A 12442-nucleotide genomic window follows, 5' to 3' on the forward strand; every position below is an offset into this window, starting at 1 on the left:
GAACGATCAGCCCCCCCGAACCAGATGATCGTATCCCGTATCGCCGGTCCGTTCTTGCGCTTCATGAGCGCCTTCATCTGCGCCCGCGGGATGGGGGGTTTGATACCAGTCGGCGGCGACCAGTCCTTTCTCCTCCGCGCGTTTGCCTTCCGGTCCGGTCAAGCTGTAGTCTCTTTTGTCTGCTGTCGCAGCCATTTTAAAGCGCCTCCTTCAAAGTCGATCGCTCGACGTCGTATCGTTGTTCAATGCTCGATCCACAAGCGGTTGGCGAAGCTGAGCGTCTCTCCCGGCCCGATCCCCTTCGCCCCGGTCAAGTCATGCGCGTAAGGGAGATTGAAGGCATCCGTGACGTACGTATACGGCTCCAGCGAAAAGGCAGACGCCCAATGCGGGCGGAACAGCACGAGAAACGGGAAGCCCGGGTCGATCCGGTAGGCGATCGTGTAGCCGCGCGCTGTCATGCCGATCCTGCAGACGCGGTCATCCGCCGCAAGCTCGATCAGGCTGCAACCCGATATCGGATAATCTCTCAGGTCGACGCCCTCGCTTAACTGCTCGCCATACGCCGTGCGCGCCGGCTCGCCCGTCACGAACGCCTCGCTTGTGACCGGCCACTCTCTGGCCGCGGGAACCTGAAGCACGACCGCTTCCCCGTCCTCGACGAATATCGGGAAATACGGATGCAAGCCGTAGGCGAAGGGCGCCTCGTCCTTCCCTTCGTTCACGATCGAGCTCTCCATGATGAGAGCGCCTTCATAAAGCCGGTACGTGACCTCGAATACGAGCTCGTGGGGAAAATAGGAGACGATCTCGGGATGATCCGTATAGCGGAAGCGGCAGGTCACATAAGCGCCGGCCTCCTCGGAAGCGCCGTAAGCGAGGACCTCCCAGACCCTTGAACAAATTTCCCCGTGCAGATGGTTGTCGGGCTCGTTCAGCGGCAGCCTGTACTGGCGTCCGCGAAACGTAAACGTGCCGTTCTTGATTCGATTCGGCGGGTACAAGATCGGAATGCCGTACTGGAACGGAACGAACGGATCCTGCCAAAAATCCGGCAAATGCGCGGGCGGCTGAATGACGGGACGGCCGCTGACGGTGAAGCGGTACAAATTGTTGCCGAGCTCCGGGATCACCGCCGCGATCGCCTCGCGCGCTTCGTCCCACAATTCGATGACCTGCGACCCCTCCTCATGAATGTTCACCGCTGCGTAGTTGGGCATGGCATTCGATCACTCCCTGCTCTGAAAATACCAATCCGGTATATTCATATATTGTTCATGAAACGTTTCACGAATGGTCGCAAGTTCACTTTATCACAGGAAAATGGCTGACGCAATAACGAATTATTGCGCTTTCAGCCCTCTTTTCCCGCGTCGGTCGTGTTTAGCAGCGCTTTGATTCTGGCTTCGATGTTGCGCAGCGCTTCCTCCTCGCTGCGGACGCCCAGGACGGCATCGTTGATCTCTTGCGCCACGATCCGATTGTAAATTTCGTTTTCGATGTTGCGGCCCTGGAAGGACGCCGGCACGATCCGTTTGCGGCTGATCGCGTAGCTTTCCGGCAGCAGGGATTTCCAGGGATACAAATTTTCAAGGTCCCGCCGGGAAAAGTAATTTTGCCGCAGCGTAGAGCCGCCGAGCAGGGAGCCGGGAATCGCGCTCGCGTTGCCGCAAGCCCACATCCAAAAATCCGCGACGGCCTCGGGGCAGCGGCTTCGCGCATCGACGCCCAGGCTCCAGCCCCCCAATACGGGCGTGCGGCCCGGGATCAACGCATAGCCGACGTTGCCGGCCACTTTCGATTTCGTATAGTCGTTGATATCCACCGCATGCGAATCGTACAGCACGACCATGGCGCTGTCCCCCTGCTTGAAGCGCTCGACGGCGTCGTCCCACGATTCGATCGGCATTTTCGGCGCGAACTGCGCGCTTTTCGCCAAGCTTTTGAGCGCGGCCACCGCATTGCCGTTCGCGAGGACGACGCTGCCGTCGTCGGCGAAAATGTCGCTGGCGTACGCCCACAGCCGGTTCAGAAAGGATACGGTCGTGTAGACGCTCGCACCCTGTACGCCGACCTGCCCGTATTTGACCGGGGATCGCTCGTTGTATTCCCGCGTGAAAAACTCCGCGATCAGATTGTATTGCGCCCATGTCGACGGCGGCGCCAGCTCTTCGCCGTACTTGCGCTTGAACAGTCGCTTGAGCTGCGCATTCTCGAACAGATCCTTCTGGTAAAACAGCAGCTGGGTGCCGGACATGAACGGAAGACCGTACAGCCTTCCCCCCTGCATCCCGTACTCTTTGACCGTGCCGGGCACGAAGCCTTCGAAATAGCCGGCGGACGCCTCGATCCATTCGTCCAGCGGCAGCGCGATCCCGCTCCGGGCGAGTCCGTCCACCCAGGTGATGTCCATCATGAAGCCGTCGGTCGCTTCGCGCCGGGATTCCGGCGCAAAGAGCCGCTCGCGCAGCTCGCGATAGCCGAGCATCTCGAACGCGACCCGGACGCCCGTCTCGCGGGTATACAGCTGCGACAGCATGCGAAGGGCCTCGGCCGCCGGACTGTCGAACATGGCCAGACGCAGCGTGTCCGCCGTCTTGCGGCTGCCCAGACCGGCCAGCAGCGGGGCCGTCTCCACGAGCTCCGCCTCCACCTGCTCGGCGATCGGCTCGTACGTATGCGGATTGTCGATGGCCGTCATCAGCTTCCGTACCGCCGCCTCGGCGACTTTGCGGAACGAGACGGCGATGATCGCGGCATAGTTGCCTTCGTCTTCGATCCAGTTCTGCTCCTTGAACGTGACATGGGCCACGTCCTTCCGCTGCAGCAGCCGAATCGCCTTGCGCGTGCCCTCCGAGATCAGGTAGTTGCTCGTGATGATCGCCTTCAGGCCGGGATTGCGATCCAGCAGCTCGTACGCCGCCTTAAACCCCCGTTCCTTGCTGAAGTCCACGACGTGCACGAGGTCTTGTCGGACGCCGTATTTCTCGTAGATGTCCATCACCCTGTTCCCGTGCAAAATCTCCCGTTCGAGGATGAGGCCGACTTCCCGCACGCCTTGGCGGTCAAACCGCGCGAGCGCCTCTTCAAGCGCTTTGTCGTACTGGATCACGATCGAATTGGCCATGACGTCGTGCTTGCCGCGCTTGCCGATCAGCAGGACCGGCGTCTCGCCGGGCACCCGTTCCAGAAGCTCGCCCGGGCGGGTATCGGAATACAGAAGAATGCCCCCCGCCCGCTGCTCCAGGCACTGCTCCAGGCTTTGCTTTTCGAGGATGGGGTTGTTGTTCGTAATCTTGAGAAGGAGATGATATCCTCTCTCCCGAAGCTCCGTCTCGATGGCGCTCAGCAGCGTCTGCATGTCCGGATGCACGATATTGGGCAAGATCAGCGCTATTTCGTTGCTCATCGTATTTTTTAAATTCCGCGCGGTGGCATCCGGCCGATACTGCAATTGCTGCATGGCGGACTCTACCTTCGCGATTAAAGCCGCGTTGTTCGTGTTGCCGTTCAGGACGTTGGACACCGTCCCGACGGATACGCCGGCGAGCCGGGCTACGTCTTTGATGGTGGGCAGAGCCAGCCCTCCTTGTCATCGGGGGATGCAAATCAAGTGGATTTTACCACTCGGCATCCGAAAATAAAAGCTTCTCCCGACGAAAGAGTCCGCTGCGCGCCCGCCTTTCAAAGAAAAAGAAGAACAAGCGCGAAAATCCGCGCTCGTTCGATCATCGTCCATTCATTCGCAAGGCGGCGGCTCAGGCGCCGGCGCGCTTCAGCTTGCCGTCGAGGAACTTTTTCGCACGGGGGATATCCGTCTCGTCGAGATGCTCGATGATAATCGGAATGTTCGGGTGCAGCTTGGACAGGCGGGCCAGATACAGATCGTAATTCAGGATGCCGAGCCCCGGAGCCGGCAGCTCGACCGCGCCCGCGCCGCGGAACGTATGGGACTCCGTGGCGTCGATGTCGGCGTGCTTCTCCCCCGTGTCCTCCGCCGGCTTGATGTCCTTGGCATGCGCGATCTTGATCCGGTCCCCGAGCACGTCGAAAATGTGATTAAGCGTCTCGTCCACGCGGCCGATGTTGTGGCCGGTAAAGTAATTGGTCGGGTCCATGAGCAGGCCGAGTCCCGGATGGTTCACGTCATGGAACAGACGGGCCAGCTGGTCGACGGAGCCGATGATGTTCTGGATGTAATTTTCCACGAGGAACACGGAGCCATGGTCGTAGGCGAACTTCGCCAGCTCCTCAAGCGTGCGGCGAATGTCCTCGTACGCTTCCTCCGTGCCGTTTTTCGGATCCCATACCCAGTCGCTTTCCGTGTTGTAGGTGCCGGTTTCGCTGATCACGTAGGGGGTGCCGAGGTCGCGGGCATAGCGCAGCAGGTTTTTCAGCTCGTTCACGTTCTGCTCGCGCTGGGCCGGATCGGGATGGACGAGATTCGTGTAGCCCGAGATGCAGACGATCGGCAGATTCGCGTCGCGGAAGGCGTCCCGGATGAAGTTCGCCTTCTCCTTCGTCAGATTCGCCGGCGTCGTGTCCAGGTCCTTGAACGACAGGTCCAGCTGAACGCAGTTAAAGCCGTCTTTCTTGATGCGGGAGATCGTCTCGTCGAGCGTATAAGGATAGTAACCGTTAAAAATGCCCACGTTGATCATGAATGCGTGCCTCCTCGATTAAATTGAGCCTGCGACTTCGGAAAACGCGACGGTGCGGCCTTCGGCAATCGACAGGTAGCAGGCGTCTACCGCGGCCATCGTCTTCAGATTGTCCCTGCCGCCGATCTCCGGTTCGGCGTCCGATTCGACGGCCCGGAGCAATTGCCCCATCGTCCCCTGGAACGCATCGGGAAACCAAACCTTGTCCCACGTCGGGCGGAACCATTCGTTCGGGGCCTGCCGGGTCGTGAATTCCAGGGTGCTGGGCGTACGCTCCGGATACGGCCATCCGATATAGCCTTGCGCCAGACCGTCTGTGCCGACGACTCTCCACTTGATGTAAATGTCCTTCTCGGTCCCTTCGCCCGGCCACGCCCATACGTCGTCCAGGCTGGTCGCCATCAGCTCGTTGGCGTATTGGAACGTATATTGCGAGATTCCGTCGATGTGTTTGAAGGCCGTACGCGGATCCCGGCGCGTCACCGCCGTGATCTTCTCCGGGTCCCCGAACAAATAGCGGAAGGTGTCGATGTGGTGAATGCCCATGTTCAATATTTCGATTCTGTCGTATTTGCGGAGGAACTCCTGCCAATGGGGAATCGCCCGCATCTCGATCGTCGCCAGCACCGGCTCGCCCAGATAGCCGCGTTCGAGTACCGTTTTCAGCCCCCGGATCGATTGGTCGTACCGCATATTGGAGTTCACCGCGATCTTGATGCCCGCCTCCTCGCACAGCCGGACGATCTCCCGCGCTTCCGCCGAATTCATCGCCAGCGGCTTCTGGCACAAGATGCCTTTGATGTGCGGCTGCTTCGCAGCCAATCGGACGACGTCCAGCTGCCGGTCCGGCGGAAGCGCGATATCGAGAATCTCGATGTCCGGGTCCTCGACGAGCGCCTCCCAGGAGCGATGCACCTTCGGAATGCCGCGCAGCTCTGCCGCCGCTTGGGCGTTTTCGAACGTGCGGGACGCGATCGCGACCGGATTGAAGCCGGCGTCGCGGTAGGCCACCAGATGGCAATCCCGCATGATCATGCCGGAGCCGATGCAGCCGATGCGGAAGTCCTTGCGGCTCGGCATGACCGGGTCGATGTTCAGATCTAAGTCAATGGCAGCCAAACGACACCCTCCTCCTCTGCCTTGCGCTTCGTTTACACCCCTATCATAAGATCCCCGCGTCCCGAAGCCGACGCATAAAATCAACTTGTTGGGGGTGTTATTTATACCATATGAACGCGCTTACTTATTTTGAAGACGGCAATGATTCACTTGACCTTCTGCCGCCCGTATACGGCGAGCAGCAGCAGCAAGATGACGCCGTAGACGATCTGCCGGCCGCCTTCGCCCATCCGAAGCGTGACGAGAATGCTGCTGAGGCTGGTCAGCAAAATCGCGCCGGCGACGGTGCCGTTGTAGCTGCCGAGCCCGCCCGCCAGCGAGATGCCGCCGATCACGACCGCGATAATCGTCGGGAGCATATAGCTTGAGCCGATATCGAGGAACGCGGTGCCCGTATAGCTCAGCAGCATCATGCCGCCGATCGCGGAGATCGCGCCGCTCGCGCCGTATACCGCCGTCGTGAACACCTTCGTCCGCACGCCGGACAGCTCCGTCGTCAATCGGTTGGTGCCGAGGCCGTACAGCGCCTGACCCGGTCTGGTGCGCGTCAGGAACACGGCGACGACAATCGCGACCGCGATCCAGAGCAGCACCAGGTTCGGGATGCCTGCCGTTCTCCCGACGCCGAGCTCCTTCAGGAGCGGAGAAGCCATGCCTTTGGGCTGGCCGTTCGTGTATACGAGGGCGACGCCCTGGATGACGCTGGCCATGGCCAGCGTCATGACGAGCGGCGGCACCTTGAAGTAAGCGATGCCTGCCCCGCTGACGGCCCCGATGGCGAAGCCCGCCAGCAGGACGACGGCGATCGCGGGCAGCAGGTTGCCGTCCGCGCCGTTCAGCATCTGGGAGGCCAGCACCGCCCCCAGCGAGGCCATCGCGCCGACGGACAGGTCGATGCCCTCGCCGCCGGACAGGACGACCAGCATTTGCGCCAATGCGATGAGCCCGAGCAGCGCGGAGATGTTCAGGACGTTCATGATGTTGGAGAAAGCGGCGAAGCCGGGCGAGACGACTTGCCCCGCGATAAAGATGAGAATGACGAGCAGGTAGGCGACGAGCACCTTGCGGCTGCCGATCTGGCGTATGCCGCGAAGCGCCGCCCCTGGTCCGTTCATGTCGCGCGTCTGCGCGTTGGTCATGCTCATAGTCGATGAAGCCTCCTTCAGGCGAACGCTTTCTTCCGAAGCGCGGGAAGAAGAGACAGCGTCAGCGCCAGTATGATGATAAGCCCCTTGATCAGATCCTGATAGAAGGAGGACAGATTCGCGAAGAAGATGATGTTGGAGATGAACCCGATGATGAAGGCGCCGAGCACCGCGCCGAAGACGCTGCCTTTGCCGCCTTGCAGGCTGATCCCGCCGATGACGACGGCCGCGATCGTATTCAGCGTGTAGGAACGGCCGATATTTGCGTCGCCCGTCGAGGTTTGGGAGATGACGACAAGCGAGGTGAGCGCGATTAAGACGCACGCGATCAGAAAGGCGGCCAGCTTCACCTTCCGGGTTGAGATTCCGTTGGCGTAGGCGGCCGATTCATCGCCTCCCACGGCGTAAATATAGCGGTATATTTTTCGTTTCTGAACGTAGCCCCATACGAGCAGGGCAGCTGCGATCACGACCAGCGATACCGGCAGCACGTAGAGAATCGTCGATTGATACGTTTCGTAAAAAACGGACGGCACGTACCCGCCCGGCTGCGGCATGATGAGCAGGGATGCCCCGTAACAAATCGCGGATACGGCAAACGTCGAGATGATGGCGGGAAGCCGCAAATACCCGACCGTCCAGCCGTTCAGCGCGCCGACGGCGACGATCGCCGCGATCGACAGCGCGATGCCAAGCGCGATGCTGCCCGGCGAATCTCCCATCGTGGCGGCCATGACGACCGTGCCGAGCGTGATCGACATGCCGATCGACATGTCGATGCCGCCCGCCAGGACGACGACCGCCTGCGCCATGCTCGCGAGCACGAGCGGCGTGAAGCTGGCCAGATTCGACTGGAACACGTCGAAGGAAAAAAATCCGGGCTGCAGCCAGGCATTGACCGCCACGACGACGATAAAGATCGCGCAGATCGGCAGCAGGCCCGACTGGCGGATGTTTTCAAGCCCATGCGTTCGTATCACTTCGCTTCACCCCAAGCTTCGATTGGCGAACGATCCGCGGCTGTCTCCGAGCGCAGGGATGCGGCCACGAACCGTTCTTCGCTATAGTCGGACGGCATCAATTGATCGACGATCTGGCCCTCGAACAGGATGAGCACCCTGTCGCATATGGCCATCAGCTCTTCATAGTCGCTGGCATACAGCAAGACGGACGTGCCCTGCTCCGCGAGCTGCTTGACCGTATCGTACAATTCCTTCTTGGCGCCGACGTCGACCCCTTTGGCGGGATCGCTCAGCAGCAGCACCTTCGGCGCGAGCGGCAGCCACTTGCCTACCACGACCTTCTGCTGGTTGCCGCCGCTCAGGAACTGCACGACCTTGCCCGTGTCGGCGGGCACGATGTTCAATCGCCCGATGATCTGCTCGGCCTCGGCCTTGAGCCGCCTGCGGCTCAGGAAGAAGCCCGTCTTCCGGACGGCGAGCTGCGGATAGATCAAGTTGAGCAGCATGTCGTGCTGCAGGAACAACCCTTCCTTGTGCCGGTCGCCGGGGACGAGCACCATGCCGGCGCGCACCGCGTCTCTGGGATGCCTGAGCTTCAGCCGCTTCCCGCCCAGCGTGATCCGGGCGCTTCCCGACGGATGAAGGCCGGACAGCGCCAGCAGCAGCTGCTCCTGACCTTGCCCCTGCAGCCCCCCCAGTCCGACCACCTCGCCCTTGCCGAGCTCGAAGCGGACCGGCGTCCGCGATTGGCGAAGCGCGAGCGCCTCGACCTCCAGCTGGCGCTCCTTGCGGGCTGCGCCGCCGGTTTGGGCTTTATGTTTCACGAGCTGCAGATCTTTGCCCGATATCATCGATACGATGGCGTCCTCGTCTTTTTCCTCGGTCGCAAAATCGATCGCCCCGACGGTTTCTCCGTTCCGGAACACGACCACGTGGTCGCAGATCGTCTTAATTTCCCACAAGCGGTGCGAGATAAAAATGACCGACGTGCCTTCTGCCTTTAATTCGCGAATGACGGCAAACAGCTTCTCGACCTCCGATTGCTCCAGCGGCGCGGTCGGTTCGTCCAGGATAAGCAGCTTCGGCTTTTGCGCGACCGCTTTGGCGATCTCGACGAACTGCTTCTGCGCGAGCGAGAGGTCCTTCACCTTGCGATCCACGGACAGCCCGGGCGCGAACTTGGACAAATACGTGCGGGCCAGCTCGCGGGATTGCGCGTTGTTCAGGAATCCCATCCCGCTCACCGGTTCGAAGCCGAGCGTCATGTTTTCCCAGCAGGTCAGCTCCGGGATCAGGCTCAGATGCTGGTGCACCATGATGATGCCGTGCTTTTTCGCCTCTTGCGGCGACGAGATGCGGACATGCGCCCCGTCGAACCAGATGTCTCCGTCGTCGGGCGTCACGACCCCCGATATCATTTTGGAAAACGTGGACTTGCCGGAGCCGTTGGCGCCCAGCAGCCCGCACACTTTGCCGCGCTTGCATTCCAGGTTGCCGTCCTTCAGCGCCGTTATGCCGCCGTACGTTTTTCGAAGCGATGTCGCTCGAAGTAAATGCATGGCCATTCTCCTTTTTTTACGCCGCGCCCAAGCGTTCCGGATGCGCCCTGCAAAAGAGGGAATACCGCGGTATCCCCTCCTCGCTTGCGTATTCATTCGTCAGCGCGGCATCGGGCTCATTCGAAGTAAGCGTCCAGCTGCTCCTCGGACAGCCATTCGTCCAGCGTATACGTGTCCGGTTTGTCCGCCACTTTGTTCAGCTCGGCTTCGAGCGTATCGTTTTTAATGTGCGTGCCGATCGGATAGTAGAACGTATTGTCCTGCATCGGCAGCTTGCTCGTCTTGCCTTGCAGCATGCGGACGCCGATCCCGAGCGCCGTGGCGCCGATGCCCGGCGGATTGTTTTGGCCGTACGTGCTGAATTGCTGGCTGTCCTTCAGCTCCTTCCACTTTTTCAGGAACGCCACGTTGTTCTCGCCCGTGATGACCGGGAGCTTCTTGTTCGCGGCCAGGAAGGCGTTCACCACGCCGAGCGCCATGCCGTCCTGCGTCAGCACGCCGTCGATCTTCGGATAGGACGCGATCAGGTTGGACGTCACCTGCTGCGCGTTCGCTTCGTCCCAGTTGCCGTTCACCTCGGTCAGCACCTTGATGTCGGGATGCTTGGCCAGCACCTCCCGCATGCCGTTAAGGCGGTTCACGTTCGCGGAGGCGCCCGCCAGACCGCTCACGATCACGACATCGCCTTTTTCCCCGACGGCTTCAACGAACCATTCTGCGAGATTTTTACCGAACTGCACTTGATCGATGACGACATTGATCGACTTCGGCGTCGTCACCGGCTGGTCGAAGGTGATCACCTTGATGCCTTTTTTTGACCGCCTCCTCGATGATCGGATTAAGCGCCGTCTCCGAATTGGGATCGATCAGCAGCAGGTCGACTTTGGCATTGATCATGTTGCGGATTTGCGCGATCTGGTTGTTCACGTCGAGCCCCGCATGCTGGACGATGATTTTCTCGATCCACCCTTTTTGCTTGTAGTCCTCGGCCAGCTTTTCGATGTCTTCCGTCATTTGCGTCCTCCAGCCGTTGCCGATGTAGCCGTTGCTGACGCCGACGACGATCGGCTTGATCTTATCCGGATTGCCCGCCGAACCGGATCCGGTCGAAGATTCCGATTTACCGCAGGCAGTCAGCGCCAGCACCGATGCCAGGATGACGCTCAAGACGACCGCAACGCTTCTTTTCATAGATTAGCCTCCCTAGAAAGTTGGAACTGCATTTGGTTCTGAACCAAGGGTATCATGGAAACGCTTTCGGACAGACGCACAGAATTAACTTGTGATGTGCAAAATTTATACCTTCGTGATCGCGGCAGCGTCGTTCGCGGCACTGTCTTCCTTCGTCTGCGCACCTTGCGATTCCGCGTATTGGCTCGGACTGACGCCAAAAAACTTTTTGAACACCTTGCTGAAATACTTCGAATCGTCGTAGCCGACGATCTCCGCGATCTCTTGCAGCCGCAGCGACGTCGTGCCCATGAGCGAACGCGCTTCTTCCATCCGCACCCTCGTGATATAGCTGTTGAAGCTTTCCCCGACGTATGTCTTGAAAATTCGGCTGAAGTAGATCGGATTGATGTGATATTTTTCGGAGATTGCGTTTAAGGTCAGATCGGAGCTGCAAAACTCCCGAATATACGCCTTGACCCGGTATACGATCTCCTTGCCGCTGGCATCCTGTCCGCCGATCAGGTGCCGGCAGGCCGACTCCAGGTACTGATACAGCCAGTCCGTCATCTGATCCGTGTGGCAAAAGGCCGATACGATGTCCGTCAGGTCCGCCCCGGTATGCGCTGCCCCCGCATCGGCATGCACCGCCGCTTCCTCCTGGGAAAACTGCTTGATCGTAAAATAAATTTCGATAAACAGCTCGTACGCATCGTTGTGGTTGGACAGCGATTTCTTTTGGACGGCCTGACGGAACATATGGTCGATGTGCGCCTTGGCCTTGTCCCATTTTTTCTCCTTCAGAAAACGGAGCAGCAGCCTCGTGTCCGCGCTAAAGTTCGGTTTGTCGGCTCTGACGGGAATGCGGGCATAATCGATGACTTTGCCCGTCCAGGGCAGTATTCGCTCCTTGACCGCGAACAGCGCTTCCCTGTAGGAATCTCTGACCGCCTCGGCCTGATCGTGGACGGAGCCGAGCCCGACCGTGAATCGGACGCCGATCTTGCGCTCGAGCTGCTCCAAGAACGGGACCAAAGCCCGAATGAGCTTGTCCTTGCCGCCGGGAAGCGCCGGTTGGAACAAAACAATGAAATCATGCTCCGGCCTGACGCTGCGAACGACCCAGCAGCCGCCGGTCTGTTCGCTCAACGCCTGAAACGCGGTCTCCACGTCGCGGTAAAACGTCGGCGTCCGCCCCGCCCCCGGCCCCGGCACCTGCGCGTCGTGAACGTCGTTGAGCACATCGGCCTTCATCACGCCGACCAGCATGCTGCCCGCCGCCCATTCGGGAGCCGGCTGCGGCGCCTTCCCCCCGTCTCCATCTCCGGGCCGCGTATAGCTGCCGGACAGCCAGTGCAGCAGACTCTCCTCCTTGCGCTTCGTTTCCTCCCGGCTCGCGCTCTCCTTCTGCCAGGCTTGCTCGTCGGCGAGGCACTCCGCTTTGATCCGTTCGAGGGACGCCTCAAGCTCCTCCGACTTCAGCGGCTTGAGCAAATATTCGGATATCCCGTACTTCATCGCCGTGCGGGCGTATTCGAATTCGCCGTAGCCGCTGACGATGATAAACTTCGCGGCGCTGCCAAGCTCCGTCGCCCGGCGAATGAGCGCCAGCCCGTCCATGACCGGCATCGTGATGTCCGTGATGACCAGATCGATGCCGCCTCGTTCGATGGCCTGCAGCGCTTCGGCGCCGTCGCTCGCTTCGACGGCTACGAATAATCCCATACGCTCCCAATCGATCTTGGCCTTGATGCCGCTGCGGATATAGGCTTCGTCGTCGACGATCATGACGTTCAGTTGCATGCGGTTTCCCTTCCTTCTGCATT

General features: G+C 60.2%; 11 protein-coding genes. All 11 read right to left on the reverse strand.

The annotated features are described in order from the left end of the window. Positions 1-6 precede the first annotated feature (6 nt). The 11 genes from OMP38_RS13880 to OMP38_RS13930 all read right to left on the reverse strand — a co-directional run bounded on the left by OMP38_RS13880 (position 7) and on the right by OMP38_RS13930 (position 12419). Positions 7-195: a hypothetical protein gene (locus OMP38_RS13880; protein ID WP_277565677.1), complete on the reverse strand. Its 189-nt coding sequence runs from the start codon at positions 193-195 to the stop codon at positions 7-9. A gap of 47 nt (positions 196-242) precedes the next feature. Continuing rightward, on the reverse strand, positions 243-1220 hold the full coding sequence (locus OMP38_RS13885) for an aldose 1-epimerase (RefSeq protein ID WP_277565678.1): 978 nt from the start codon (positions 1218-1220) through the stop codon (positions 243-245). Positions 1221-1354: 134 nt separating this feature from the next. Continuing rightward, positions 1355-3583 (reverse strand): extracellular solute-binding protein, encoded by a 2229-nt coding sequence (locus tag OMP38_RS13890; RefSeq protein ID WP_338130569.1) that lies wholly within the window; start codon positions 3581-3583, stop codon positions 1355-1357. Positions 3584-3758: 175 nt separating this feature from the next. Then, positions 3759-4661, reverse strand: coding sequence for a sugar phosphate isomerase/epimerase family protein (locus tag OMP38_RS13895; RefSeq protein WP_277565679.1), 903 nt, complete (start codon positions 4659-4661; stop codon positions 3759-3761). A gap of 18 nt (positions 4662-4679) precedes the next feature. Beyond that, on the reverse strand, positions 4680-5780 hold the full coding sequence (locus tag OMP38_RS13900; protein ID WP_277565680.1) for a Gfo/Idh/MocA family protein: 1101 nt from the start codon (positions 5778-5780) through the stop codon (positions 4680-4682). A 146-nt stretch (positions 5781-5926) separates the two neighbouring features. Then, a complete protein-coding gene (locus OMP38_RS13905; protein ID WP_277565681.1) occupies positions 5927-6925 on the reverse strand; it encodes an ABC transporter permease in 999 nt (332 codons plus the stop codon). Between the two features lie 17 nt (positions 6926-6942). Beyond that, positions 6943-7905: an ABC transporter permease gene (locus OMP38_RS13910; protein ID WP_277565682.1), complete on the reverse strand. Its 963-nt coding sequence runs from the start codon at positions 7903-7905 to the stop codon at positions 6943-6945. Further along, complete coding sequence (locus tag OMP38_RS13915; protein ID WP_277565683.1) at positions 7902-9446, reverse strand: sugar ABC transporter ATP-binding protein; 1545 nt, start codon at positions 9444-9446, stop codon at positions 7902-7904. The genes OMP38_RS13910 and OMP38_RS13915 overlap by 4 nt, the downstream gene beginning before the upstream one ends. A 116-nt stretch (positions 9447-9562) precedes the next feature. Next, positions 9563-10246, reverse strand: coding sequence for a substrate-binding domain-containing protein (locus OMP38_RS13920; protein WP_277565684.1), 684 nt, complete (start codon positions 10244-10246; stop codon positions 9563-9565). Next, entirely contained in the window at positions 10173-10637 is a 465-nt protein-coding gene (locus OMP38_RS13925; protein ID WP_277565685.1) for a substrate-binding domain-containing protein, read from the reverse strand. The genes OMP38_RS13920 and OMP38_RS13925 overlap by 74 nt, the downstream gene beginning before the upstream one ends. 105 nt (positions 10638-10742) lie before the next feature. Next, a complete protein-coding gene (locus tag OMP38_RS13930) occupies positions 10743-12419 on the reverse strand; it encodes a response regulator (RefSeq protein ID WP_277565686.1) in 1677 nt (558 codons plus the stop codon). Positions 12420-12442: the final 23 nt, after the last annotated feature.

Origin of the sequence: Cohnella ginsengisoli (assembly GCF_029525555.1) — a bacterium.
GTDB classification, from domain to species: domain Bacteria; phylum Bacillota; class Bacilli; order Paenibacillales; family Paenibacillaceae; genus Cohnella; species Cohnella ginsengisoli.